At 59.2% G+C, this 26,776-nt stretch carries 23 protein-coding genes; 6 read left to right on the top strand and 17 right to left on the bottom strand.

Translation table 11 applies throughout. The features are described from left to right. The first annotated feature begins 12 nt into the window (after window positions 1–12). A complete protein-coding gene (gene folE2 / locus J2Y56_RS06790) occupies window positions 13–912 on the top strand; it encodes a GTP cyclohydrolase FolE2 (protein WP_310349423.1) in 900 nt (299 codons plus the stop codon). Between the two features lie 57 nt (window positions 913–969). Here folE2 and J2Y56_RS06785 read toward each other — a convergent pair whose 3' ends face one another. Beyond that, on the bottom strand, window positions 970–1,491 hold the full coding sequence (locus tag J2Y56_RS06785; protein WP_310349404.1) for a DUF3617 domain-containing protein: 522 nt from the start codon (window positions 1,489–1,491) through the stop codon (window positions 970–972). Between the two features lie 131 nt (window positions 1,492–1,622). Between J2Y56_RS06785 and cls the strand changes: the two genes are divergently transcribed. After that, window positions 1,623–3,062: a cardiolipin synthase gene (gene cls / locus J2Y56_RS06780; RefSeq protein WP_007943358.1), complete on the top strand. Its 1,440-nt coding sequence runs from the start codon at window positions 1,623–1,625 to the stop codon at window positions 3,060–3,062. On the opposite strand, the gene cfaB is transcribed toward cls, so the two are convergent. From cfaB to J2Y56_RS06740, 8 genes are all read right to left on the bottom strand, one after another. Further along, window positions 3,059–4,246: a C17 cyclopropane fatty acid synthase CfaB gene (cfaB, locus tag J2Y56_RS06775; RefSeq protein WP_310349402.1), complete on the bottom strand. Its 1,188-nt coding sequence runs from the start codon at window positions 4,244–4,246 to the stop codon at window positions 3,059–3,061. The two genes, cls and cfaB, sit on opposite strands and share 4 nt — an antisense overlap. Window positions 4,247–4,336: 90 nt before the next feature. After that, window positions 4,337–5,119 (bottom strand): DNA-binding domain-containing protein, encoded by a 783-nt coding sequence (locus J2Y56_RS06770; protein WP_007943356.1) that lies wholly within the window; start codon window positions 5,117–5,119, stop codon window positions 4,337–4,339. Then, on the bottom strand, window positions 5,110–5,955 hold the full coding sequence (locus J2Y56_RS06765) for a DUF692 domain-containing protein (protein ID WP_310349399.1): 846 nt from the start codon (window positions 5,953–5,955) through the stop codon (window positions 5,110–5,112). The genes J2Y56_RS06770 and J2Y56_RS06765 overlap by 10 nt, the downstream gene beginning before the upstream one ends. A gap of 68 nt (window positions 5,956–6,023) precedes the next feature. Then, window positions 6,024–6,278 carry a hypothetical protein gene (locus J2Y56_RS06760; RefSeq protein WP_310349396.1) on the bottom strand — a complete coding sequence of 85 codons (255 nt, stop codon included), beginning with the start codon at window positions 6,276–6,278 and terminating at the stop codon, window positions 6,024–6,026. Window positions 6,279–6,396: 118 nt separating this feature from the next. Further along, entirely contained in the window at window positions 6,397–8,307 is a 1,911-nt protein-coding gene (locus J2Y56_RS06755; protein WP_310349394.1) for a cation-translocating P-type ATPase, read from the bottom strand. Beyond that, window positions 8,304–9,362, bottom strand: a complete 1,059-nt coding sequence (hflK, locus tag J2Y56_RS06750; protein WP_007943351.1) for a protease modulator HflK — start codon at window positions 9,360–9,362, stop codon at window positions 8,304–8,306. The genes J2Y56_RS06755 and hflK overlap by 4 nt, the downstream gene beginning before the upstream one ends. Next, a complete protein-coding gene (locus J2Y56_RS06745) occupies window positions 9,359–10,390 on the bottom strand; it encodes a protease modulator HflC (protein WP_310349392.1) in 1,032 nt (343 codons plus the stop codon). Before J2Y56_RS06745 ends, hflK begins: the two co-directional genes overlap by 4 nt. After that, the gene (locus tag J2Y56_RS06740; protein ID WP_310349389.1) at window positions 10,387–12,345 is read right to left on the bottom strand and encodes a protease modulator HflK; all 1,959 of its coding nucleotides are present in this window, start codon (window positions 12,343–12,345) and stop codon (window positions 10,387–10,389) included. The genes J2Y56_RS06745 and J2Y56_RS06740 overlap by 4 nt, the downstream gene beginning before the upstream one ends. Before the next feature lie 132 nt (window positions 12,346–12,477). Between J2Y56_RS06740 and lpdA the strand changes: the two genes are divergently transcribed. Further along, window positions 12,478–13,878 carry a dihydrolipoyl dehydrogenase gene (lpdA, locus tag J2Y56_RS06735; RefSeq protein WP_310349386.1) on the top strand — a complete coding sequence of 467 codons (1,401 nt, stop codon included), beginning with the start codon at window positions 12,478–12,480 and terminating at the stop codon, window positions 13,876–13,878. Window positions 13,879–13,990: 112 nt separating this feature from the next. On the opposite strand, the gene J2Y56_RS06730 is transcribed toward lpdA, so the two are convergent. After that, a complete protein-coding gene (locus J2Y56_RS06730) occupies window positions 13,991–14,461 on the bottom strand; it encodes an Lrp/AsnC family transcriptional regulator (RefSeq protein ID WP_007943346.1) in 471 nt (156 codons plus the stop codon). A 145-nt stretch (window positions 14,462–14,606) separates the two neighbouring features. Here J2Y56_RS06730 and J2Y56_RS06725 point away from each other — a divergent pair, with 145 nt between their 5' ends. Further along, complete coding sequence (locus J2Y56_RS06725) at window positions 14,607–15,236, top strand: LysE family translocator (RefSeq protein WP_310333339.1); 630 nt, start codon at window positions 14,607–14,609, stop codon at window positions 15,234–15,236. A 3-nt stretch (window positions 15,237–15,239) separates the two neighbouring features. Here J2Y56_RS06725 and J2Y56_RS06720 read toward each other — a convergent pair whose 3' ends face one another. From J2Y56_RS06720 to J2Y56_RS06690, 7 genes are all read right to left on the bottom strand, one after another. Next, complete coding sequence (locus tag J2Y56_RS06720; RefSeq protein ID WP_310349383.1) at window positions 15,240–17,357, bottom strand: hypothetical protein; 2,118 nt, start codon at window positions 17,355–17,357, stop codon at window positions 15,240–15,242. Next, window positions 17,344–18,540, bottom strand: coding sequence for a DUF3142 domain-containing protein (locus tag J2Y56_RS06715; RefSeq protein WP_310349379.1), 1,197 nt, complete (start codon window positions 18,538–18,540; stop codon window positions 17,344–17,346). Before J2Y56_RS06715 ends, J2Y56_RS06720 begins: the two co-directional genes overlap by 14 nt. Window positions 18,541–18,710: 170 nt before the next feature. Beyond that, window positions 18,711–19,538: a class I SAM-dependent methyltransferase gene (locus tag J2Y56_RS06710; protein WP_405046845.1), complete on the bottom strand. Its 828-nt coding sequence runs from the start codon at window positions 19,536–19,538 to the stop codon at window positions 18,711–18,713. Then, window positions 19,532–20,689 carry an acyltransferase gene (locus J2Y56_RS06705; protein WP_310349378.1) on the bottom strand — a complete coding sequence of 386 codons (1,158 nt, stop codon included), beginning with the start codon at window positions 20,687–20,689 and terminating at the stop codon, window positions 19,532–19,534. Before J2Y56_RS06705 ends, J2Y56_RS06710 begins: the two co-directional genes overlap by 7 nt. Then, entirely contained in the window at window positions 20,686–21,579 is an 894-nt protein-coding gene (locus J2Y56_RS06700) for a class I SAM-dependent methyltransferase (RefSeq protein ID WP_310349374.1), read from the bottom strand. The genes J2Y56_RS06705 and J2Y56_RS06700 overlap by 4 nt, the downstream gene beginning before the upstream one ends. Next, entirely contained in the window at window positions 21,576–22,880 is a 1,305-nt protein-coding gene (locus J2Y56_RS06695; RefSeq protein ID WP_310349371.1) for a glycosyltransferase, read from the bottom strand. The genes J2Y56_RS06700 and J2Y56_RS06695 overlap by 4 nt, the downstream gene beginning before the upstream one ends. Beyond that, window positions 22,874–24,463: a glycosyltransferase gene (locus J2Y56_RS06690; protein WP_310349368.1), complete on the bottom strand. Its 1,590-nt coding sequence runs from the start codon at window positions 24,461–24,463 to the stop codon at window positions 22,874–22,876. Before J2Y56_RS06690 ends, J2Y56_RS06695 begins: the two co-directional genes overlap by 7 nt. Before the next feature lie 429 nt (window positions 24,464–24,892). Between J2Y56_RS06690 and J2Y56_RS06685 the strand changes: the two genes are divergently transcribed. Together J2Y56_RS06685 and gmd are read left to right on the top strand one after the other, a co-directional pair. Then, entirely contained in the window at window positions 24,893–25,807 is a 915-nt protein-coding gene (locus J2Y56_RS06685; RefSeq protein WP_310349365.1) for a GDP-mannose 4,6-dehydratase, read from the top strand. After that, window positions 25,804–26,775, top strand: coding sequence for a GDP-mannose 4,6-dehydratase (gene gmd, locus J2Y56_RS06680; RefSeq protein WP_310349362.1), 972 nt, complete (start codon window positions 25,804–25,806; stop codon window positions 26,773–26,775). The genes J2Y56_RS06685 and gmd overlap by 4 nt, the downstream gene beginning before the upstream one ends. Window position 26,776 lies beyond the last annotated feature (1 nt).

Raw genomic sequence — 26,776 nt, 5'->3', positions numbered from 1 at the left:
ATGGACCCGCCGATGAACGCGCTCACTTTGCCGGATATCGCCGTGCAAGCCTCTCGCCAAGCCTTGCCACTCGACTGGGTGGGTATGTGCGGCATTGCCCTCCCTGTTCTGCTTGATGGCCAACGGCTCAGTGCAACAGCAGACGCGGGTGTGAGCCTCGACGATGAAGAGGCTCGCGGGATCCATATGTCACGTTTGTATCTGGCGCTGGAAATGCTTGAGCAGGAAAACCTGACGCCGACGCTGCTACGACGAGTCCTGCAAAGTTTTCTCGACAGTCATGAAGGACTGTCCCACAGCGCTTATTTAAAAATTCACGCCGATTTACTGCTCAAAAGGCCGGCGCTAATAAGCCCGCTGGCAGGATGGAAAACTTATCCAGTGAGCATTGAAGTGAGTTTGAAAAATGCGATGTTCCACGTGGAACTAAAAATAGAGGTTGCTTATTCCTCGACTTGTCCCTGCTCAGCGGCATTGTCCCGACAGTTGATTCAGCAGCAATTCGTCGATGACTTTGCCAACAAGTCACTGCACCACGCAGAAGTCTTAGCCTGGCTTGGTTCGCCAAAAGGCATCATTGCGACGCCCCATAGTCAACGCAGCACCGCACATTTGTGCTTGCGTCTGGACAATCAGGTGGATGACCTGCCGCTGATTGCACTCATCAACGAGGCTGAAGCGGCACTCGGCACCGCTGTACAAACCGCAGTAAAGCGCGCCGATGAACAGGCTTTTGCTTTGGCCAATGGTCAGAATCTGATGTTTTGCGAAGACGCCGCGCGACGTCTGAACGTCGCCCTGAAACGCAGCGCCGATATCGCCGCCTTCCACATTCGCGTGGTCCACGCCGAAAGCCTTCACGCCCACGATGCGGTCGCCGAAAGCCGGTGGAACCGGGAGGCGTTTCAGTAGATCAATCAGTCCCGCCCCCACATGATCATGCTGGAAGCGGGTGCCACGGCGAAGAGCTTAGGCTCTCGGCTTGACCGTTCCGCAATCCTGCCCCAGCCACACGGCGCGGCTTTCCAGACTACCCTTTTGCTGGATGCCAGTGGCATTGAAGGTGCCGTTGACCTTGGTCGTGAACTCGCGGTCACTGAGGAACGTGGCAACTCCGGCCCCCTGCGCTTTCGGACAGCTGAAACGGAACTTCCACTGGTTGCCGGTGCGGTCAGTGACTTCCTGTTTGCAGCCCGACTGCGGGTCCGTCAGTGGAATGTCGTCGGTCTGCACTTGTTGCGGCGTCAGGCAAGCCCGAATCCCTTTGCCGCCCATGGTGATGCCCTGCTTCTCCAGTTGCGCGCGCTGTTCCGGGGTCATCTGGCTCTGCAGCTGACCGAGGATCAGTTGCAAGTCCGGTAGATTCTGGTCATCGACCTTCATGTTGCTTGTGGTCAACTCCCACAACCCGGGTTGCAACATCTGTGCGTGAGCCGCCACAGGAAGTGACAAGCCAATAGCCATGGCCAAACTCAGCAGACGAACGTTCATCGAGTAACTCCTGATCAGTAGTGGCCGTTAGACGCTAACCTTAGGTTTCGGTTCATGGGCCAATTAAATAGCGACATTTTGCACGGAACATGGTCTGTTAAGCACTGAATCTTCAGGAGCAGGGTTGCCCCATGGATTACTTCGGACCACACATTTTCGGCTACACCATTGCACTGCTTCACTCGCTGGGCACGATCGCGGCCATCCACGCCGTGCTCAACGTACGCACCGCTCAGGGATCGATCGCCTGGGCGCTTTCATTGGTGTTTATGCCGTACCTCACTCTCATTCCATACCTGATCTTCGGTAGCAGTACCTTCGATGGTTACATCAAGGCCCGGCGTCAGGCCAACGAAGAAATGCGCAAAGCCGTCTCCGAACTCAACTGGCGTCCTTGGGTCGAGGAGGCACTGACCGCTCGTGCTTCCAATGCTTACTCGTCGTTGCGGGCTATGCCCAAGTTGGGTCGCATGCCGTGTCTGGCGAACAACGAAGTGCACTTGTTGATCGATGGCCAAGCCACATTTGATTCGATTTTCGAAGCCATCAGCCATGCAAAAGTAGCCGTGCTGGTTCAGTTTTTTATCATCCACGATGACCGGCTCGGCCAGCGCCTGCACAATCTGTTGCTGAAAAAAGCCGCCGAAGGCGTCGCTGTGTACCTGCTTTATGACCGCATTGGCAGCCACGCCCTGCCCAGGAGTTACGTACAACCGTTGCGCGATGCCGGTGTTGAAGTCAAAGCGTTCGCCACCCGAAGTGGCTGGCTCAACCGCTTCCAGGTCAACTTCCGCAACCATCGCAAGATCGTGGTAGTCGATGGGGTGCTGGGCTTCGTGGGCGGGCATAACGTCGGCGACGAATACATGGGTGAGAAACCACCCCTGGCGCCGTGGCGAGATACTCATGTTCGCGTACGCGGACCGGTGGTGGCCTGTATGCAGGAGTCGTTTGCCGAAGACTGGTTCTGGGCTGCACGATCATTGCCGCCATTGATCCTGCCGGATGAGTATCCCGACGACGGTGTGCTGTGCCAATTTTTGGCGAGCGGTCCGGCGGACTCCTTCGAAACCTGTGCGTTGTTCTTCGTTGAAGCCATCCATGCCGCGACTGAGCGCGTGTGGATCACCACTCCCTATTTCATCCCCGACGAAGCGGTATTTGCGGCACTCAGGCTCGCGGTAATGCGAGGTGTTGATGTGCGATTGTTACTGCCGTCACGTCCGGATCACCGGATCGTCTACGCCGCCTCCAGTCTGTACGCCTTCGAGGCTGTCCGCGCCGGTGTCCGGGTTTTTCGCTATGAACCCGGTTTCGTGCATCAGAAAGTGGTGTTGATCGACAGCGAAATCAGCGCCATCGGCAGTGCCAACATGGACAACCGCTCGTTCCGGCTCAACTTCGAAGTGATGTTGCTGACGGTCGACAGCGTATTCGCTGCCGAGGTGGAACAGATGCTCAACGATGACTTCGCTCAGTCGCATGAAATCGCCAAAGACGAAGGCCGAGAGACCCGCCGCGTGCAGCAATTCGGCATGCGGGTCGCCCGGCTTATTTCACCGATTCTTTAAGGGTTATAGACGTCGTCGCGTGTCCATGGCAGCTCATGGCTGCCATCGGGATGGGCTTTGACTGCCAGGATCTGGTGCAGGTTGATCCAGCCCCTGGCAAACGCATAGGCGCATCCCGCCAGGTACAGCCGCCAGATCCTCAGGGTTTGCGCTGGAACTTGCCTGGACGCCGCTTCCAGATTGTCTTCGAGGCGTTCGCTCCAGTGGTCCAGCGTACGCGCGTAATGCAGGCGCAGGCTCTCGACGTCGACGATCTCCAGCCCCACGTCACTGATTTCGGCAGCGATCATCGACAGGTGCGGCAGTTCGCCGTTGGGGAATACATAGTGCCCAATGAACTCGCCAGCACCGCGTCCAACAGGACGACCATCGATGTGTTTGGCGGTAATCCCGTGGTTCATCACCAGGCCACCCTCTTTCACTGCGCCAAACAAGGTTTTGCAGTACTCGGCCAGGTTGGCGTGGCCCACATGTTCGAACATGCCCACACTGACGACTTTGTCGAAGCGCCCGTCTTGAGGCAGATCGCGGTAGTCGAGTAATTGCAATTCGACCAGATCTTCCAGACCTTCCTCTTTCACCCGTTCACGGGCCAGAGCGAGTTGCTCTTTGCTCAGCGTAATGCCAAACACCTTCGCGCCAAACTCCCGCGCCGCATACCGCGCCAGCCCACCCCAACCGCAACCGACGTCCAGCAAATATTCACCGGGCTGCAAGCGCAACTTGCGACACAAGTGGCGGAATTTGGCCTGCTGAGCCTGTTCCAGGGTTTCACTGCCGGTCTCGAAATACGCGCAGGAATACGCCATGTCGCTGTCGAGCCATAACTGATAAAACGCGTTGGAAAGATCGTAATGGTAGGAGATGGCCTTGGCGTCGGTTTCTTTGTCGTGGGCGGTACGAACGGGTTGATCGTCGTCGTTCTCGTCCAGCATCGCCTGGCTCCATTCATCGCAGACGCGGATGACGTCGCTGATGGAACCTTCCAGCTCAAGTTTGCCTTCGACAAAAGCTGCTCCGAGCGCGACCAGGCTTGGATGGGTGAACTGGGAAACCATTTGTGGATCCTTGACCACAATCGTGACGCTGGGCGTCGGTCCCAGATCGAGTTCATGGCCGTCCCAGAGTCGCAGGCGTAGCGGTAACTGCAGATCCTGTAAGGCCGGTGGAAGGTGCGCGAGCATAGACTATCCCCTTGTTTCAGACGTCTGATGTGAGGGTAGACCATCCCGAAAAATAAGCTGGCTAGCGAATTAATAGCCGCTTTCTGTAATTCAGCGACGCTGTAACCAGCCATCGTGAATCCACTGCTTAAGCCAGGTCACAGCTTGAAGTGGTGCGCCCTCTCCATAGAAGACTGTCAATTCAGAGCACAGTTCAGCGAAGTTCCAGTCCCACTCAAACATGCCTTTTAGAGCTTTGGCCTCTATAGGCTCCAGGCTTCGATACTGGCAAACGAGCTCATTTCGACTAATCACCACAACGTGGGAACCGTCGAGTGCCGTACTGCCGGGAAACTGCGTTTCATCCTTTACCGATCGCCAAAGCGCCACACTGTTAAAGCAACACTCCAGCCATTGCAGCGAAGGACTGGGGCTGACTTGCAGCGTCGGCCAGTCTTCTGGTGCCAGAGTCGCCATGTCCTGCATCGTCAGCAGCGTTCCTGTTGGTGCATCGAATGCCAGCGTGAAAGCCCACTCCAGTGCCGCCAATTCGGCTAATGGCGCACTTTGTTCCGGCACCAAATGTTGACGAATGAAAGCCTCCAAGCCTTTGCCAAGCCAACGAAGACTGTAATGAGCTGAGGGGTTCTGACGCAAGTAAGCCGCGGCGAGTTCTTCAAACTCGTCGTCACCCAGCCAGTTCAAGATCGCCGGATAGTCGCCACGTAGAACTTCCTGTAGCCGCGCTTGATAGGCATTGTGATAAATCGCCAGCCCGGTACTGATATCCAGCGTCGGGCCGCCGATTAGGTTTGATGAGAGCTCGACATCAGCCGTCGACGGCTCTCCCAACAGGTAGCGTTCAAAAGCCAGTTGCCAGTCGTTCAGGCGCATTTCTGTCTCCGGGACAGCACGCCCTCACCCAACTCCCGGGCTTTTTTAAGTTCAGTGAGCAGTTCTTCAAACGGCGGTAAATGGTCATCGCGCTCCAGCAGCGTAGCGACCGGGCCGAGGTAATCGAGGGTCCGTTCATAGAGCGCCCAGACCGGATCGCTGACTGGATGGTCATGGGTGTCAATGACGTAATCCCCGTAATCGCTGTGGCCCGCCAAGTGAAGTTGGCGGATCTTGTTCGCTGGCAATCCTTGAATGAATGTCCAGGGATCGAACCCATGATTACGTGAGCTGACATAGACATTATTGACGTCCAACAGCAACTCGCAATCGCTCACCCGACTCAGGGCGTCAAGAAACCCCCACTCGCTGAAATCATCGCCAGCGCTGCGCACATAACTGGAGACATTCTCCAACACCAGTGGACGCTGCAAAACGTCTTGCACCTGACGCACTCGGTCCGCGACGTAATGAAGGCTTTCTTCGGTGTACGGTAATGGCAGCAGATCATGGAGCTGATGGGCGTTGCCGCGGCTCCAGCACAAGTGATCGGAAATCCACGCCGGTTTTACTCGATCAGCCAACAGTCTGAGTTGTTGCAAATAGCCCGGATCCAATGCATGAGGCCCGCCGATCGACAATGACACACCATGCATCACCAGCGGATAACGCTCGGCGATGGCGTCAAGGTAGTAAAGGGCTTTGCCGCCCTGCACCATGAAATTTTCGGAGACGACTTCGAACCAGTCCACGGCCGGCGACTGATCAAGAATCTGTTGGTAGTAAGCACTGCGCAAACCCAGGCCGTAGCCTAGACAAGGAAGGGATGCAGACAATCTCGGACTCCTCGCAAAATGGCCGCAGTGGCAAGGGGGAAACCACCGCGGCACCAAACGCTGGTCGGTTATTCGCCGACTTTGCCACCGGCTTCCATGCATTCCGTCTGAGTCATTGCCTTGAAACCGTGACCTTTGCAAACTGCATGTCCCTTACAAGCGTTTTCTGCGGTTTTGCAATCGTTCATACCTTTGCACGAAGTCACGCCGTAGCAGTGAACCTGAGCAGCGTCGGCCGCCTGAGCTTGAGTCGCAACACCGGCAAACAGGGTGGCAGCGGCGATAGCGAGAGCGGCACCAGCGGTAGCGGATTTGAAATTCATTTGTGTTTCCTCTGTATTCTTCAGGTTTGTCGGCTGGAACGTTGTTCAGTCCCGACACAGCACTAGAGCGTGCTGCCCCAACGGCGTTACAGAGGCAGGCAAAAAGTTTTCGATTCGCTCAACTGTCTTCCTTGAGCTTGAGCAAAGGCTCCTGAAACCGCAACAAACGCCCGGCGTTGCCCAGCACCAGCAACGTGCTGAAGTTATGCAGCAACGCGGCGATCATCGCCCCTGCCGCGCCGAGCCAGCCAAAAGCGGCGAAGGCAACAATCGCCAGTGTCCAGCCCAAACCTATGATCACATTGACCTGCAAGGTCTGACGACATTGACGACTCAGACGCACACAGGTGCCGAGCCGGCGCAGGTCACTGCCGATCAACACGATGTCGGCCGAAGCCAATGCGATATCTGCCCCACCCGCGCCCATTGCGACACCCACGACACCGGCCTTCAGCGCCAGTGAGTCGTTGATCCCGTCCCCGACCACCATGGGCCGGAAGCCGCTGCCGATTTCCTTGAGCACGCGATTGAGCTTGTCCTCAGGCAACGCCTGCGCTTCGACATCGCTGATCCCGACATCGCGTGCCAGCGTGTGCGCGACGCTCTGCCGATCTCCGGTCAGCAGCAATTGCCGACCCAGACCGAGCTCCCGCAGCTCACTCAGGGCAAATCGCGCCTCGGGTTTGACACTGTCAGCCAGCAATAACCAAGCGAGAAATTCACCATCCAGCGCCAGCCCGGCAATCGGACCGTCATGCTCAGGAACCGTCGACGACGCAATGCCCAATTGCGCGAACAACTCCGGGCGACCGAGTGCAGCCTCGCCCTGCTCGGTCATGGCGACTACACCCAAGCCCTGGCGCTCGTGGATGTCCGACAGCAGCAAAAAATGCTCCTGCGTGACCAGCCCGGCAAGCGCACGACTGACCGGATGACTGCTGGCCGAACCGAGGCTGGCGGCCAGTTTCAGGACATGGCTGCGGTCTTCCAGCGGACTGTCGATGGACTGCAAGCGCAAGGTGCCAAACGTCAGCGTGCCGGTTTTATCCACCACTAATGACGTCAGGTCTGCCAGTTCTTCAAGAAACGCCGAACTGCGGATCAGAATGCCGTGTCGCGCAGCCACCGCCACCCCGGCAATGGCCGTCGCCGGCGCCGACAACACCAGCGCACATGGACACGCCGCGACCAACACCGCGAGCATCGCCTGGGCATCATTGGTGACGAACCACGTCACCGCGGCCAGCAACAACACCAACACCATGTAGCTGCCGGCGTAACGTTCCAGCAAACGAGTAATCGGCGGCTTTGAGCGCTCGGCACTTTGCATCAGAGCAATGACTTTGCCCAGGGTCGATTCGTTGCCGGTGCGGGTTACTTCAATGCGAAGACGCCCATCGAGGTTGATCGCCCCTCCGAATACCGACATGCCAACACCGGCTTCCATCGGCACCGACTCACCGGTAATGGAAGCGGTATCGAGGCTCGCTTGACCGGCCATCACCCGGCCGTCCGCCGGCACGCGATCACCGGCACGGACCTCGACCAAGTCACCGGCCTTGAGGGTGCTGTTGTCGACTTCGAGGATCGAGCCATCCGCCTGAACCTTGCGCGCATGACTGCGGGTGAGTTTGCCGAGTGCGGAAATCGCTTCCTGAGAACCGATCACGCTGCGCTCTTCCAGCACGTGGCCGAAGATCATGATGATCGGCAGCAACGCAGCCGTCAGCAAATCACCCGTGGCCCAGGCACCGAGCATGGCGAGCGCGATCAACTGGTCTGTGATCCCGTGCAAGCTCGGATAGCGCAGGCTGTACCACGCGGAACGCATTACCGGCACGGCCACCAGCAGCGACGCAAACCCGAGCAGTAATTGACTGACACCGGCCTGCTCCGGCGACAGCCAGCGCCAGACCAGTCCAAGTCCGAGGAGGCCCAGGGCGAGCATGGCCAGCGTTAATTGCCGAGCGGCGCTGCGTTGTTCGGCCGAAGACAACAGACTCGGTGCGGCGGCGGTGTGCGCGGTCATTGGGCTGCTCCCTGAATGATCAGGCGGGAATCGTCTTTCGGATTGACGGTGGTCACGGAACCGGCTTGGCGGAGAATCTTCGGCATCCGCTCACGGTAAATACGCAGCAGCATTTGCGGGTCGGTGCCCTGCTGTTGCGCCTTGGCCAGGCTCAGTACGGTAGCGGTGTCGGCAGACGCTTTCGCCAGGCGTTCGCTGGCTTGGGCATGGGCCACTTGCAGTGTTCGATCTGCTTGTTCGTTGGCGGCCTGGGTCGCCTTCTCGGCTTCGGTACGCGCGTTGGCCACGGCTTTGTCGGCCTGCTGACTCGCGGTCAATACCGCGTTGAAAGCGTTCACCGCGGGACCGGGCAGGCTCGATTGCACATCGACTCGGGCGACTTCGATACCCAGCCCCTGCCCTGTTGCTGTCAGCTCGGCCAAACGTTGATTGATGCTTTGCACCAAATCACCTCGCAGACGTTCACGGCGCTCGGCAGCCTGATTGTCAGCACCGATCAGTTCCGGACGCGCCACTAGAATAGTGTCCAGATCCCGCGCTGCGGTCAGGGCCACAGCGCTGCGGGTGACCAGCCGATCCAGCGCCGGCAGCACATGTTCACCTTGCAGCACGAAGGCATACGGCTCGGTGACTTTGTAGAACACCCGCACATCAAGTTGCACCACACCGGCGTCACCCGTCAGCAGATAACCTGAACCGGCGAGTGCATCACTGAGCGGTGTGGCAAACGTGGCAACGCGATCAGCCTGCAAGGCAACATCACTGCGCAGGAGACTTTCCACTCGACGCTCGATAACCCGATCTGCCGCCGGCAGTAGCACCACCTGCTCAAAAGGTCGCGGCCATGCCAACAACAATCCGGCATTCTGGATGCGGTTCAGCGCACCAAAATGTAAAACCACCGCGCGATTCTGTGGATCAATCTGCCGCACATTAGAGAATGCCCAAGCTAACGCCGCCAGAATGGTCACGGCGTAAAGCGCGAGAAATGCCAGGCGCCCGGCCTGAATCCAAGGGCTACTTAACTCGTGTGTTCCACGTGGAACTAAACTCATGGCTGCGACCCGAGCTTGATTTCGAGGGCCGGCGGTCCGTCAACCAATACCCGAAATGGCGCGGCATCGGTGCGCAAAATCAGTTTGGTGCCCGGCGAAACAATGGTGCCCAAGGTGTCGAGTGAGCGCAGCAGGTTGTACAGCTGCGGCGAACCGGCATACGCACGGCCGTAAATTTGCGCCGCTTCAACTCGCGATTGAGCTTCAATGTCTGCGGCTTTGACCGTTGCATCGGCCTGCACGATTCGCGCATCCCGCTCGGCGGCGGAACGGATTTGTGCAGCTTCACGCTTGCCGATTGCGGTGCGTTCGGTGGCGATTGTTTCACGCTCGGCGCGCATGCGATCGACGGTGGCGGTCAGCGTAACCGACGGTAAGGTCAGACGCTCGATGCCAACTTGCAGCACGCGAACGCCATAAGTCGTGAGCAACTGCTGATCAATCTGATGACGAAGTTGCGCCTCAAAGTCGGCAATGTGAACCTGATTAGCGTCGGTGTTGACCAGGTTCGCCAAGTCAAAACTGGCGGCCGTGGTTTCCAGCGCAGAGCCGACAAAGGTGCGGATCTGCCGCGCCGCTTCATCCGGCTGATTCTGCACCGCGCGCATGAAGCGTTGCACGTTGTCCGGATCGCCCTGCACCTGCCACGCCACGTAAGCCTGAACGATGATGCGCAAACCGTCGCGGGTGCCGACATCCTGCAAACCACTGGAGGTGGTGCGCAGGCGCAAGTCGACAGGAATGGCCGCTTCAAACGGTGCCGGCCAGCGCCAGCCCAGACCCGGCTCCAGCAAAACCCGCGATGGATTGCCGAAACGTGTGATGACCGTGGCCTCCCCCGAGCGCACTTGAACAAGGCTCGCGGCAGCGATGGCAAACGCCACGAGCAATGCTGCCCAGCCCATGCGCCGCCAGGGAAACGGGCCGGCTTCTTGTGGGTCGCCGTGGTGATGATGGTGGTGACCGTGGTGATGCCCGTGATCGTGGCCAGCGTGGTCATCGTGATCGTGTGAGTGCGACTGGCTCAATGGGTAGCTCCTGGCTGGGTGCTCGTACGCGGCGACGCAGGATCAGCCGGCAGCGTGAAAGTACGGAGGTCGATGGTCGGCGCATTGCTGCTGCCACCCAGACGATGATCAAGAATCAGCAGCTTGGCGTTCGCCAGGCCCTGGCTCAGTTGACTGAGGTATTGCTCCAGCACAAAAGCCTGGCCGGCGCTGGCGTAGGCTTTCTGCTCCGCGCTGAATTTCAGGTCCGCCACCTGGGCCGTGGCGTTGATTTCATGAGCGCTAGCGGTCGCTTGATCACGGGTGATGCTCGCTTGCATTTGTGCCAAATGGGTCGCCTCGGCGGCAGCACCGCGTTCCCGCGAGATCAATGCTTGAGCGCCGATCTGTGCCGCTTGCACACCGTGGTAAGCATTGGCAGCGCCGGCCGGTGGATGAATCGCTTCCACCACAGTGGCGAGAATTTCCACGCCACTGTCGAGTTTCTGCAGGTCAGCCTGCACCGCCCGGCCGATCTCATCAGCGAGCCCTACCCGGTCTTCGCCGAGCAACCCATCAAGGGTTCGCGAGGCGAAGTCATGCACCAGAATCCGGCTGGCGGTGCTGCGAATCAGTGTCGGTACATCGGCACTGTTATAGGTGGCCGCCAATGCCGCTTGATCGGTCAGGCCGATTCGATAAACGAAACGCACGTCCATGTTGACGATCTGGAAGCTTTGCTTGTCGGCGCGGCTGCTGGCGATGACCTGGGATTTGTCGTTCACATGACTGGCGTCCCATAACCGATTGGCAATCGCCGGTGCCGGGCCTTCGGCGGGCTCGGGCACAACCGGTGCCGAGGCTTCGCCAACGCTGGTGGCCAACTCGTGAACCACGCCGTTTTCGACCTTCAACACGCGGCCCAACGGCCACGGCAAACCGGCGTGCAAACCAGGACCAAACACCTCCACCGGTTTGCCAAAACGCTCGTAGATACCCCGCCCCTGCAACGGTATTTCGTGGATCCCGGTGAGTGACCAGCCGACGAAAATAATCACCGCCAGCACCGGCAAAAATGCGCGACGCATGTAAGTGAAGGCCCAGATCTGGCGCAAGTCGATACCGAACCGATTGTGCAATTCGTGCTGCAAGGCGAGCAGCGGTTGCGGCGGCCAGCGCAGCATGTCGGCGATAAAACTGCGTGCCAGCAACGCAGGTTCGAGTTGTTGGCGCTGCGGACTGAACAGCGACAACACCGCACGCAACAGCAACTCGGCTGCGACCAACCCCGGCAGTAAACCGATCAGCACCGCCAATCGCACTGGCCACACCGAGGTTTCGCTGGCGAACAACAGACACAACGCGCCGAGCACCAGGCAAATGATTGTTACCCGAGTCAGTTGCGCCAGTGCTCCGGCTTCCGGCCATTGGGCGACGTTTTCCTGAGCCAGTTGCCGCTCGACGACCAGCAGACCAAACGCCAACAGCAATGCCAGCACTGCGCCGACACTGGCCGATAACCCCAGCGCTGCGGGTGGTAGCGCGAGGTTCCAGAACTGACTGATGCTGAACAAGGTCAACAGCGCCCAACCGCCGAGCCAGAGTGTCGGCGCGCCGATCTGGCCAAGCATGCGTACCGAGCGCTGACTGAGCCCATCCAGCAATCGCTCATACCAACCATCAGGCGCAACAATTTCGTCAACCACCACCACGGGTGGCATCGGGTTCATTGTCTGTGCACGCCACCGCGTAACCCACCAGGCTGATTGCAGACCGGCAACCAGCACCAGAAAAGCGGCGCTCTGATTTACCAGCAATGCGCCCCACAGCGACTGTGGCGCAAACAATCCGACAAATAACGCCAACACCAGCCCGACCGCTGCCAATGCACTCAGGCCAATGGCTAACTGACGCAATCGCCGCCCCTGAAACACCGCCTGCTGAAAGCGCGGCAACCCTGCTACCTGCGCGCCATCGACTTCGAGATCGACTTGCATACCACCCCAATGTTTATTCAACGCGGACACCGCATTTCGTTACGGTATAACAATATTGGTGAAATTATTGTTCTAAATCCTTTCAGCTACTACTTTTAACCAGCCCGATCCCTTCAATTCAGGAGTCCATCCATGAGCAGCTACGACGTCGTGATTCTGGGCGGTGGCCCCGGCGGTTATAACGCAGCGATCCGCGCAGGCCAGCTGGGTTTGAAAGTGGCATGCGTCGAAGGTCGCGCGACCCTCGGTGGTACGTGCCTGAACGTCGGCTGCATGCCGTCCAAGGCGCTGTTGCACGCCTCCGAACTCTACGACGCGGCCATGGGCGCGGAATTCGCCAACCTGGGCATTGAGGTCAAACCCACCCTCAACCTCGCTCAGATGATGAAGCAAAAGGATGAAAGCGTTACCGGGCTGACCAAGGGCATCGAATTTCTGTTTCGCAAAAACAAAGTCGACTGGATCAAGGGCTGGGGCCACATCGACGGACCTGGCAAAGTCACGGTCACCGACAGTGCTGGGGGCAAAACCGGGCTGAGCGCCAAGGACATCATCATCGCCACCGGCTCCGAGCCCACTCCCCTTCCGGGCGTCGACATCGATAACCACCGAATCCTCGACTCCACCGGCGCGCTGTCGCTCAGCGAAGTACCAAAACATCTGGTGGTGATCGGCGCCGGCGTCATCGGCCTCGAGCTGGGCTCTGTGTGGCGGCGCCTGGGAGCTCAAGTCACGGTCGTCGAGTTTCTCGATCGCATCTGTCCGGGTGTGGATGTTGAGGCCGGCAAAACACTTCAGCGCTCGTTAAGTAAACAGGGCATCACCTTCAAGTTGAGTTCGAAAGTCACCCACGCCACGTCATCGGCGAGCGGTGTTCAGCTCAGCATTGAACCGGCGGCAGGCGGTACCGCTGAGTTGCTGGAGGCCGATTACGTGTTGGTGTCCATCGGGCGCCGGCCTTATACGAAAGGTCTTGGCCTGGAAAACGTCGGCCTCGCCACAGACAAGCGCGGCATGCTCGCCAACAAAGGGCACCGCACCGAAGCGGCGGGCGTGTGGGTGATCGGCGATGTCACGTCCGGGCCGATGCTCGCCCACAAGGCGGAAGACGAAGCCATGGCCTGCGTTGAACAGATCGTCGGCAAGGCGGGTGAAGTGAATTACAACCTTATACCTAGCGTGGTCTACACCAAACCGGAACTGGCCAGCGTCGGCAAGACCGAAGAGCAGCTCAAGGCCGAAGGTCGCGCGTACAAGGTCGGTAAATTTCCATTCACCGCCAACAGTCGGGCCAAGATCAACCACGAAACCGAAGGCTTCGCCAAAGTGCTGGCCGATGAACGCACCGATGAAATTCTCGGCGTCCACCTGGTGGGCCCGAGCGTCAGTGAAATGATTGGCGAGTATTGCGTGGCAATGGAGTTCAGCGCCTCGGCCGAGGACATTGCGCTGACTTGCCATCCACACCCCACACGGTCCGAGGCGTTGCGCCAGGCGGCGATGAATGTGGAGGGGATGGCGACGCAGATGTAAGGCTTTAAGTTTTTCGTTATCCGGTCTACCGCCTTCGCGAGCAGGCTCGCTCCCACATTTAATTTGTGTCGTTCTGTGGGAGCGGGCTTGCTCGCGAAGGGGCCTACTCGGTTTAAGGCAAGTGCCCCAACGGCAACGCCCCCGGTGCCTTCACCGTATGAATCGCAAAGTTACTGCGAATGTCGCTCACACCCGGCAGTTTCAGCAGCCGCTCCGTGAGAAAACGGTCGTACCCGCGTAAATCCGGCACCACGACTTGCAGTAGAAAATCCGATTCCCCGGACACCAGAAATGCCGAAATCACTTCTGGCAGCGCCGTCACGGCCACACGAAAGGCTTCGGCTTGCTCGTCGTTATGACGTTCAACTTTGACCCCGACAAACACCGTCAGCCCGAGCCCTACCTCGTCACGATCCAGATTGGCCTGATAGCCGCGAATCACCCCGGCCTCTTCCAGCATCCGCACCCGCCGCAAACAGGGTGAGGCGGACAAGCCGATTTCTTCCGCCAGTTGCACATTGCTCAATCGACCGTCCCGTTGCAGGGCAGCGAGGATTTTACGGTCGTAGGCGTCCAGTTTCATGATTTGGCAGATCCTGATGGTTCAATCGTCTTGAAGTGGCAGATTATGCCAATCCTCATCGCTTTAGAAGCTGACTACGCAACCACCTGCCCTGCCCTTGCGCCCTAGACTGGCCCTACCGAATCGACAACGAAAGGGGCGCAACATGGCAGGACTCTGGGTGTTTTTCATGGCGTTGGCGGTGGTGTATTTGTTACCAGGGCCCGACATGATCCTGTTGCTGCAAACTGGCGTCCGCCAGGGAAAAGGGGCTGCATTGGCAACGGCAATCGGCCTGGGCATTGCCCGGGGTTGTCATGTGGCGTTGGCCGCGTTGGGGTTGGCGGCGTTGTTCAAAGCCGCGCCGTGGACCTTCGATGTGGTACGTCTGGCCGGTGCCGCGTACCTGCTGTGGATCGGTATTCAATGCCTGCGCACCACGATGCTGCCGAACCTGAACGGCACTGACACAACGGCAGCGAAATCGCGATGGCCGGCGGCAATCCAGCGCGGCCTGCTCACCAATTTGCTCAATCCCAAAGCGTTGTTGTTCTGTTCGGTGCTGCTACCACAGTTCATCGATCCACACGCAGGATCAGTCCTCAGGCAATTCGCGATCCTGGGCGTGGTGCTGGTCGGTGTCGGCTTCATCTTCGACAGCGCCTATGCACTGGTCGGTGCGGCGCTGGGCCGTTGGCTGCAACGCAGTCCTTCGGCCCAGCGACTTCAGCAGTGGCTGTTTGGCAGCCTGTTGATCGGCTTCGCGGTGCGGCTGACCTTTGTGCAACAGGCGTAAGCCTTATGGCGCCCGATGGCGACGACGGTTGATCAACAGCAACGCCACGGCTGTCACGCCGATGACACCGCCAATCTGCAGCGGCCACTTGTAGGGTCGCAGAACCGCACGCGTCGCATCAGTCGCCTGGGTCACATAACGTTTGCTGGCATTCTCAAAGTCGGGATAAGGGCACTGGTGACCAAAATCCACGGCCCACGCCACATAAGGCCCTTCTTTCACATAGCGCTGGTACAACGCACTTTGCTCTTCAAGGCTGCTGTTCCAGCCCGCTGCCGCACACAGTACCGCCGCAAAGGCCTGGCTGGTGTGAGGCAAATTATCGGCGGCGCGACTGGCCAATGCCGTGGCCACAAATCGATAGTGATAGCGCACATCGGGTTTGGCGGCACTGGCTTGCTGGCGCTGGACTTCACCTTCAGCGACTAATGGCCCGACCTTCAGCTCAGTGTTTTCGAGGCTGTAGTTGCCGCCAAACGTGGCATAGTCCGGGGCCATTTCGTAACCGAGAATGTCCATTCCCCACTCGCGCGCCGTCCAGGCAGCATTGAACAGAGCGCTAGCGCGTTTGGTCGGCCACCACGCGGCGTCGGCCAGCTGACGTTGCTGCGCATACAACCGCGCTTTTTTCTGCAGATCAGCATTGTCGAAGTAGGTCAGCGCTTCGTCGTAGCGCTCTTCGCGCAGCAATCGGCGCCCGAGCAGATTGCGCAATTTGGCGGCCACCGGAAGCGGCACGTAGTTGTCGCGATCCTGCTGGCTCAACGGCGGTGGTGCGGGCACCTGCGTGTCGACGTAATGCTTGAGTTCATCGACGGTCAGCACCCGCTCGGCCACCGTCGCGGCATCGAGCCAGTAGATACTCTGGCTGCGATACAGCTGATCGAATGCTTGCAGGTAATCCCCGCGTTGCAGCGCCAGAATCGCACTTTCACCCTCGACCCGGCACTTGGGCTGAAGCGTTTCATAGTCGTAGTCCGGTGTCCGGCGATCACCCCATGATTCATCCTGCGGGAACGCCTGAGCCGCCTTGGCATACGCCGCAGCCGCTGCGTTTTTATCGCCCTCGCGCAACGCCAGTTTCGCCCGCAACCACCACGCCAGGCCGCCGTCGCCGGCGTGTTCGAGGAAGGCCTTGGCGCTGGCGTAATCGCCTTGTTGATAGTTCATCGCGGCCAGTCGATCCGCGTTATCCAGGCTGCCGCGCGTGCTGCTTTGCAGCAGCTTGATCAGTTTCAACTCGTTCGCTGGTTGTTCACCGAATGACCAGCCCAGGCGGCTGATCAAGGACGCGGTCGCCAGTTGTTGCACCGGTTTATCCTTGAGCAGCGCGCTCAATTGATCGTCCGGCATCGCCAACAGATCCGCCATCAACAGCTTCAACGAGGTGTAACCGACCGCTGAACCATGGAGATTTTGTGCGGCGTAGAGTTCGATGGCGCTGTCCCAGTCGCCGGCGGTCCGGGCCACACGAGCTTCTTCACCGAGGCTGGCGACACCCAGTTCCAGTGGGTCGCTGAAGTCGTCGATGCTCAGCTGACGGGTCTGCTCGAACGCCTTGCGCGCCTGCGCCAGCAGATCGGGCGACGCGCCCGCCTCGGCACTCATGGCAAATAGCGCCCGGCCCAGCGAATACGCGGCCCAGGTGCTGCGCAAGGCGCGTTGATCGGCCGGCAGCGCCAGCACTTTTTCGAAGTATTCGGCGGCCAAACGATGATCGCCCGCACTGAACGCCGCAGCGCCCGCCAGATACAGCTTGAGCTCGGCTGGCAGGCTCGCGCCCTGCGCTTCGACCTGATGGGCATCCGTCCGGCTGCGCAGTTGTTTCACCAGTGCTTGCTGTTCCGCTGTCAGTCCGGCCTGCTCGGCGGTGTTTCGCTGTTCCAGGTAGTCAGCCGCCTCCATGCCGTTGGGGGACTGCGCAATATGCTTGAGCCCCTTGATCGCATGCCCGAGACGATTGACCTCGAACTGAAAGTTGCCTTCCGGCAGCTCCGCAAGCGACTGTCCACGGTTGTCCAGCAAGCGCATCGGGAAGTCCGGGCCGCAAGCCAGCGCCGCACCCAGCGGCCAGCTGAGGCTCAAACAGAGCAGATGACGGGGCCAGTTACGGGTGAACATTCGAACCTCCTTGATCAATTTTTGTGCAGCGCGCCCAACCGACCGCTCGCTGTCCACCGGCGGCTATTCGGCCGTCGCCAAGGCGGGTGAAGGTAAGCAGATCCGGGCTTTGTTGCAATGCATAACCGGCCAACGCATCAACCCCCTCACAGCCCTGTACGGCCAGGGTCACGCGTTCGGGCCAAGCAGTGTCGAGGTTGCCCTGGTTTCTGAGGCTGATGTCATAGAGACCGTCTTGCGCACTCAGTTCCACACTCAAGCGACTATCGAGCGCGTCACCGCGAGCCACCGCGCCCAGCGTTGTCAGGCTCCAGGCTCGACGGTCGCCCGCCAGCGGCAGGCGAAACCAGATCAGGCCGGCCAGATGCGCAGGCGGATCGGCGCGCAATTCTGCAGCGAGTGTGCTCAGTTGCAGCGGATCAGCCAGCAATTCCCGGCGCTCGCCACTCCGCCCCACCGGCACCTCGCTTTCCACAACGGGTGCGCCACCGGCGCTTGGCAACAGGGCCACGCCATAAGCCGGCAGCGCGAGATAGAAAGACTTCGTTGTGATCCGACTCCAACGCCTGGCCCACTGCCGCGCCTGTGCCGGCTCGAACAGCCCACTCCTGGGATCGCTCACTGCGTGCACTTGCAATACGCTGCTATCGACGGTCGATAACAGCGCCGGCAGTTCGGGACTGTCCAGCCATGCCGGTAACGCCGTAATGCTCAGCGGCAAAGTCTTCGGTAAAACTCCCCGCAGGTGGGCCAGAAAAGCTCGATACGCCGGCAACCGAGCGTTGCCCGCATCGTGGTCAATTTCCACCCCAGTCAGTGTCAGGCCCTGCCCTTGCCAGTCGCTGAGAACTTGTTGGATCTGCGCCGTCATCTCGTCCTGGTCCAGCGACTTGAGCTGAGCATCAAGACGAATCACTGCAATCAACGGCCGACCATCGCGTTTGAGCAACCCCGGATCAATCCGCGCCCGATGCCAGCCAGCTTGAGGAAACGCCTGCAAGGCCAGCACCCGTAGTGTCGAAAAGTCTGCGCGACTGTCGCGCAGGGCAGCATCATGGGCCGGTGTCCATTGCCGTTGCCAGATGTAGAGTTGTTGATCGAGCGGGGGCGCGTCTTGTTGCTCGCAACCGCTGAGCAGCACCAGGGCCGACAGCGACACGATCAAACGCGTGAAAAACAACATGAAAAAACCCTTGAGCCAAAAGCTGACCTTTGTAGCAGCTGCCGAAGGCTGCGTCCGGCTGCGAAGCAGTCGTATAGTCAGGCGTCGCGATTTTTCAGGTAAACCGTGTATTCAGGATTTACGACTGCTTCGCAGCCGGACGCAGCCTTCGGCAGCTGCTACATGGCCGTCTACACCATAGGCTTGCGGGCAATGATCACCTGACTTTTCGCCACGACCGCATCCAGTGCCTGTTTGATCTGCGCGCCACGAGGTGAAGCCAATATGGCTTGCCATGTGTCGGCCCAGTGATTGAGCAACGGATGGTCGGGATTGTTGAAATCGACCTTGGCTTCCCAGAACAGCAGCATCCACATCGACCAGTAAAATCCGTACTGGCTGTGGCTGAGCACTTCCAGGCCAGCGTCACTGACCATCGCCTTGAACTGCTCTTCACTGATGATGCGTATATGGTTGGGCTTCTGGAAATACTCCGGCGCGGCGATGTCCTTTTGCAGGTCTTCGGAGCTGGGGTGTGGAACGCTGAGCAAATACAGAGCACCCGGCTTGCCGACACGCACCAGTTCAGCAAGGAACTGCGCCGGGTCGTCCACATGCTCGATAACTTCGGTGGACACCACGCGCGTGGCCGTGGCGTCGGCAATCGGTAGCGGATTGCAATCGGTGACGTGGCATTCGACGTCGCGGGCCGGGGTTTCGCTCAAACGCTGACGGGTGGCTTCGACCTTGGCCGCATCGATGTCGGCGATGATGATCTTCGCCCCGCGCATGCCGCAGAAATGCACGTTACCGCCGTCACCACAGCCCACATCCAGCAGAGTGTCATCGGCGGTCACCGGGAAGCCGGTGAACAACTCGCCGGTTTGCTGATTGAACCAGCCACTGAGTACCGCGTCGTGCAGCCCGAGCATGTACGGGTCGACTTTGTCGATCTTGTCCGTTACTGGTTGCGCGGGAGCGGGCATGCCCGACGTGATTTTCTTCAACAGGCTCAGCATGAGGTAGCTCCAGAGGATGGGGCGGCTGTTCGGGACGTGCTCAGGCGTTTGACCAGCGAGGCGCCGCGGTTACGCATGGGCATTTCGATGTAACGGTAGTTGAGTTCGCTCAGCAGAACGATCAGGCCGCCAGCCATCAGGAACGTCAGAATCGGATGGCCCGCCGGATTGGGCAGTCCGGCAGCCTGTAAGCGGAATGTGATTTCGCGTACCAGCAAGTACGCCGGGATGTGGATCAGGTAAATCCCATAGGACCGGCTGCCGACCCAGGTCATCAGATTCTTCAGCAGGCCCCGTGGCATCAGGTAATCGCGGTTGTAGGACGCCACCCAGACCAGCATCGCGCACAACACGGCAATCACACCGATGCGGTATTGGGTGAACGTAAAGCGGTCAGTCGCCAGGAAACTGAGAGCCAGCGACAGCACAATCAACGCCGAAACACCGGCCCCTGGGCGACGCAACAACGTCGGTTCCCAGCGCAGGTACGAAGGGTGCGCACTCCACATCGCCAACAGCACACCGAGGGCCAGCGCATCGGTGCGAACCACCATCAGAATCGGCGTGCGCAGCGTGAACAGCTGCACGGCGACCAGCACCAACAAGGCCCAGACCAAGTGCTTGCGGCAAACCATAATCAGCAACGGAAACAGCAGGTAGAACTGCTCTTCCAGTGACAGGCTCCAGTACACAAAACTGGTGCCATATTCGTAGTGATAGAAGCTGTCGGCGAAGCGGAAGTTGGCGTATTGCGCCACACCGGCCAGCGTCGCCTGTACATTGGCGTGCAACGTACCGAAGGCGCCGGAGCGGTTTAGAAAGAGGCAGGCCAGCAACATCAGCGCCAGCCACAACCAGGCCGATGGCAACAATCGAAAGGCCCGGCGCAGCCAGAAATTACGCGTCTGCTGCCAGTACTCCTGACGGGTGCTGCAACCTTGTAATGCCGGAATCAAACTGCGTGCGATGACAAATCCGGAGATCGCAAAAAACAGGTCAACGCCCCACCATGGCTGACCGAACGCGGTGATGGTTTGCAGCAAAGGCACCGAGGCTGCAAAGAGGCTGTCTTGCAGGTGATGAAACAGCACGCCGAGTACCGCAATGCCACGCAACAACTCGATGTCCATGATCCGTTTGTCGTTACTCATGCCGTCCTCCTGGACGCTGCATCGGCATCAACCGGTTTGCGCGCGATGATCACCTGGCTCTTGGGCATGAACTGATCGAGCATCTGCTTGATCGCCAAACCGTTGGGTTGCGCCAGCAAGTCCTGCCAGGTTTTCGCCCAGCCTTCCATCAGCGGCGGATACGGTGCCTGGATGTGATCACGCACCGCGCCACTGAGGTCGCGCCCGGCAGCCCGTTCACTGGCCCAGAAAAAGATCATGCCCATGACCCAGAAAAATCCGGTGGCCTGGCGATGCTCGATCACCAGACCCGCGCCCTCAACCAATGCGGCAAAGCGTTCGGGGGAGAAAATCTGTACGTGATTGGGCGCCTGGAAGTAACTCGCGGGAGCGATGCCCTTCTGCAAATGCTCGCCCACCGGCGCTGGAACGCTGAGCAGATACAACGCGCCCGGACGGCCCATGCGCACCAACTCGGCCATGAACGGCTCGGGTTGATCAATGTGCTCCAGCACTTCCATGCACACCACCTTGCTCGCGCAACCATCGGCCAGCGGCAATGGCAGGCTGTTGCTGACCAGACCGAGATTAGCTTTATCCGATTGCGCATCCACTTGCCGGGCCAGGTCGCGGACCTTGTCGTGCTCGCTGTCGGTGAAGATCACCGATGCGCCTTGACGCACTGCAAACAAAGTCGCGGCCCCTTCGCCACAGCCGACGTCCAGTAAGGTGTCGTCGGTGGAGATGGCAAAGCCCTTGAGCAGCTCGCCACTGTCGTTCAAAAACCAGCCGTCGAGGATGGCATCATGCAAGCCGGCATCTCGCGGAGACACGCCGCCGGCCGGTGCAGGCTGAGGCGCTGGCATCGGTAGCGGTGCGGGCCGCAGTCGGGAAAGCAAGCGCCGGATCATGCGTGCGAAGCTTCCACGGGTGGTGTCTTGACACGTTGCAGCCGTTGTTCGAAAAACGTCAGCAGACGCTGTTCGGTGCTGGCCTGGCTGCAGAACTGTTCGAGACTGCGGACCGCATGGGCCGACATCCTTGCGTAGCGCTCGACATCGGTTTTCGCCACGTCATAACTGACGCGATAAGCCGTACACAACGAATCCCAATCCGTCACGTAACGCAGAGTGCGGTAGGCTGCCCGAGGATCGTGCGGCCAGGCAGTCAGCTCCTCAGTGGAATTGACGATAAACGCATTATCGCTATCGACGTAGTCGACCATCGCCGTGTTCAGCGGCGCGATCGCCGGCTTGCCGCAAGACATGAACTCCATGAGCGGGAGGCACTGCCCCTCGCCGTACGAGCTGTTCACCACGAAACTGGTGGCCTGGACCAACCCCTCATAATCAACGTCGGCCAGATAACCGTGGATCAACACGATCCGGCACTGGAAGGACTGGTTTTTGTAAACATGGTGCAGCATGTCGTTCAGTGCGTTGGCTATGTCATGGTGAGTGAGTTTCAACACCAGCGTCGCATCGGGGATATCGCGGAAAGTGGTGCAGAACGCGCTAATCATGTCCTGCCAGTTCTTGCGCCCGTCGTAAGGGTTGAACACTGAGGTGTAGACCACGCCTTCAAGTTGCAACTGGCAATCCTGCGGTGGGCCGGCGAACGAGATCGGTATCCCTTCACGCAACGCTGGCGGGCCATAGGGGCGCAAATCCGTAGTGCGGCTGTCGATCAACAGGCCATGCAGATTCAGCCGTACCGGCTCCACCACCGGGCTCTTGGCCAGTTGCTCCCCGCGTGCGGCAAAGCGGTCCCACACCGGTGCTGGAATGGCACAGATCGGATAGTCGGCGCCCATCACATCACGCACGGCTTTGGCCGTGAACGTCGAATGGGTGATTGCCATGCCGGACGCATCCAAGACCACGCGCCAGTCGTGGCGGGGTTCGCCCTGCCAGCTTTCGGTGGGAATAGTGCTGAACTCCCACGCGAACACAGGGATGATCGGGCACGCGTAATGAATCGGCGTGCGATGCGGCGGCGAGAAAGACAGAAAGACGCAATCCTCGCCGCGGCTCAGGCAATCGAAATACAAACGATCAACCAATTCGTCAGGGTTGCTGACTTCGATGACTTGGCCCAGCCGCTGCAACACCGGACGGAATTCCTTGAGGACAAAGTAGTAGCTGTACTCGGGCCGCCCCAGGTTCTGCTGGATATTGCTCTTGTTGGTTTCCGAATGAATGATGATCAGCATGATGCAGTCCCGGCCTCGGCTGCCAATGGCGTGGTTTCGCTGCTCGGCATTTGCCGGAGGAATAGCGCCAGGCGTCGCTGTACCGGAGCAAAGCTGCAGTAATCACGCATGCGCTCATTTGCGGCCATCGCCATGGCTTGATAGGCCTTGGGGTCGTTTTTGGCCATGGCGTAGCTGTCCTCATAGGCGGCTTTCAACGAGCCCCAGTCTGGTCGATGGCGCAGGGTGCGATTGAGGATGCGCGCGTCTTCCGGCCAGGTTGTCGGCTCATGGCTGGACTTGATGATAAACGCGACCCGCTCATCGATATAGTCGCGCATCGCCGTGTGGTTTGGCGCAATCACGGGCCGGGCGCAAGACATGAACTCCATCAACGGCAGGCACAAGCCTTCGCAACGGGACGCGTTAACGTAGAAACTCGCCGCACCGTAAAGCCTGGCGAACTCTTCGTCTTGCAGATAGCCGTGCATGACCACGACCCGACAGGCGAATGGCGAAAGCTGCGACAACAAGGTGATCAGCTCGACGTAATAGGTCGACAAATCATTCTGGGTCATTTTCAGCACCAGCGTGGCGTCTTCGGCATCACGCAGCGTCCAGCAAAACGCGGAGATCAGATGGTGCCAGTTCTTGCGGCCATCGTCGGGGTTGAACACGCTCACATACACCACTCCGCTCACTTCGATGTCGACCCGATTGCTGGTATCGGGCAGACAAGCCTGCGGGTGCTCGACCGGCTCCAGCACTTCGCTCACGGCTGTTGCTAAAGGCAATGGCTCTGGCTCAGGTAATGACGGTAGCGGAGGCGAGCGGAATCGGGCCAATAATGGGCGGACAGCGTCCGGCACCAGATCGCGAACAGCTTCGCGATACCACATCGCCAGATAATGTTTGGAGATGAACGCACGCCGACGCAAGGTTAGCGGCGGCGGCACTTCGGGTTCTGGCTCTAGCGCTGGTTCCGGCTCTTCAAAACTCAAGCCACAGGTTTCCGGTTCCTGCTCGTTGAGCAACGGCGCGATCAAACCATCGGCCGACAGGCCAAGAAAATGGCTATCGATGATGCAGCCCTTGATCTGCAACGTGGTGCCTTGGTTTACCGGCGTACTCGGGTACTGCTGACGCACATCAGCGAAGCGTTCCCACAACGGCGTGGGCAGCACCAGCACCGGGAAGTCTTCGCCCATGGTTCGGCGGATGGCTTGGGCAGTGTGGCTGGACAAGGTAATCACCCGACCATGACGCGCCAGGGTCTGGCTCCAGTCATGCCGGGGATCGTTGTCCCAGTGCTCGGCCGGGATCGAGTCAAATTCCCAGGCTACAACACACACCATCGGGCATTGCAGGTCGGTCGGGGTCTTATGCGGCGGCGAGAACGAGAGAAACAGGCTTTCCTGCCCGGCTTGTTGCAACTGCCGATACAACGGGTCGACATCAGCGGCCGACGTCACCACATGAACGCGTCCAAGGCTTTCGAGTACCGGGCGATACGCTTTGAGCACGAAGAAATAACTGTATTCGGGACGACCCAGGCTCTGGCTGATGGAGCTGTCGTTGACGTCCGAGTAAAGAATGAAATTCATGGCATCCCACGAGGAAACCGCCATCCCGGCAGCCCCACTCTATGACGGTAAAGCCATGGATCGAGCCGGCGTTCGCCAGTCCTCGCCCATCGTCTGCTTGCCCGTCTACGTTCTTGTTTTAATGGCCGGATTCGCGCAGTCCCGGAAGACTTCGAACAAACACCGGTTATCGTGACGAGGGGCATTCTAAACACATCCGTTGAGGAATCGTGAACCGCCGGGCGAGAATAAATCGAGTGACTCTGATGAGAACTGACTGGTCACGGATGGACCTGTTGAAATTGCCGAACAAATGGCACAGATTGGCTACCAAACAACTACAACAAACATATTTCGCCAGTCTTTCGACCCGGTAATCCAACCGGTCTGTCAGACCTCTCCTTAAAACCTGTAGGGAATGGACGAAATGAATGACCAAGGGGCTGCTGTTTGAAAAAGCGTCTGTTCGTGACGGGTCTCAGTGGATTCGTCGGGCAACACTTCCAATCCCGCCTGAAGGCTGATGCCTCGGAATGGGCGCTTCTGCCTGCCACTTACCGATACGATCTCACTGAACCAGACAGCCTCGAAGGCCTGTGGCCGGAGATGCCCGACGCGGTCATTCACCTGGCTGGCCAGACCTTCGTTCCTGAAGCCTTCCGCGATCCGGCGCGCACGCTCGGCATTAACCTGCTCGGCACCTTGAACCTGCTTCAAGCGCTGAAGGCCCGTGGCTTCACCGGTACATTTCTGTACGTCAGCTCTGGTGACGTGTACGGCCAGGTCACCGAAACCGATCTGCCCATTACCGAACAGCAGCCACCCTGCCCGCGCAATCCTTATGCCGTGAGCAAATTGTCGGCGGAATTCCTGAGTCTGCAATGGGGGCTGAGTGAAGGCTGGCCGGTCATGGTCGCCCGCCCGTTCAACCACATTGGCACCGGGCAGAGTGAAAGCTTCGTCATCGCCAGCGCTGCGCGGCAGATCAGCCGAATCAAACAAGGCTTGCAAGCACCGCAACTGGAAATCGGGGACATCGACGTCACACGCGACTTCCTGGATGTAAACGACGTCATTTCGGCCTACCTGGCACTGCTGGAAAAGGGCGTACCGGGACAGGTCTACAACATCTGCTCGGGGCACGAGCAGAGCATTCGCAGTTTGATCGAACAACTGGGGGACCTCGCCCAGGTCGCCATGCAATTGATTCAAGACCCGACACGCCTTCGCCGCGCAGATCAGCGTCGCGTTTGTGGTAGCTCTGCCAAACTGGTCCAGGCCACAGGATGGGCGCCTGAAATCACAATAAAACAATCCCTGCGGGCGGTCTTGTCCGACTGGGAGACACGAGTACGACACGAATGACAAAAAGTGCACTGATCACAGGGATCACCGGCCAGGATGGCGCTTATCTGGCCAAATTACTGCTCGACAAGGGTTATAAAGTCCACGGGCTGGTGGCACGGCGCAGCAGCGATTCGCGCTGGCGTCTGCGCGAGATGGGCGTCGAGCACGACATCGTTTACCTGGACGGCGACATGGCCGATGCCTGCTCGGTGCAGCGCGCGGTCATCAAGTCGGCTCCGGACGAGGTTTATAACCTGGCCGCGCAAAGCTTTGTCGCCGCCTCCTGGGACCAGCCGGTTACCACCGGCATCGTCGACGGCCTGGGCGTGACTCATCTGCTCGAAGCCATTCGCCAATTCAGTCCGCATACGCGTTTTTATCAAGCGTCCACCAGCGAAATGTTTGGCCTGATCCAGGCCGAGCAGCAGGATGAAAACACCCCGTTCTACCCGCGCAGCCCGTACGGCGTGGCCAAGTTGTATGGCCACTGGATCACCGTGAACTACCGCGAAAGCTTCAACCTGCACGCCAGCAGCGGGATCCTGTTCAACCACGAATCGCCACTGCGCGGCATCGAGTTCGTGACCCGTAAAGTGACCGACGCTGCCGCCCGCATCAAGCAGGGCAAACAGCAGGAACTTCTTCTGGGCAACATCGACGCGAAACGCGACTGGGGATTTGCCGGCGATTACGTCGAAGCCATGTGGCTGATGCTGCAACAAGACAAGCCCGATGACTTCGTGGTCGCCACCGGCGTAACCACCACCGTGCGCGAAATGTGCCGGATCGCCTTCGACCACGTCGACCTGAACTATCGCGATTTTGTAAAAATCGACCCGGCGTTTTTCCGCCCGGCCGAAGTGGAAATATTGCTGGGCAACCCGGCAAAAGCCCAGCGCGTACTGGGCTGGAAGCCAAAGACCGATCTGGATACCTTGATCCGCATGATGATGGATGCGGACATGAAACGCGTCGCCAAGGAGTAGG

The organism is Pseudomonas sp. BE134 (assembly GCF_031456105.1).
Taxonomy (GTDB): Bacteria; Pseudomonadota; Gammaproteobacteria; order Pseudomonadales; family Pseudomonadaceae; genus Aquipseudomonas.
Note: the sequence above shows the minus strand (reverse complement) of the source record. Positions and strands in the feature narration are given on the sequence as shown.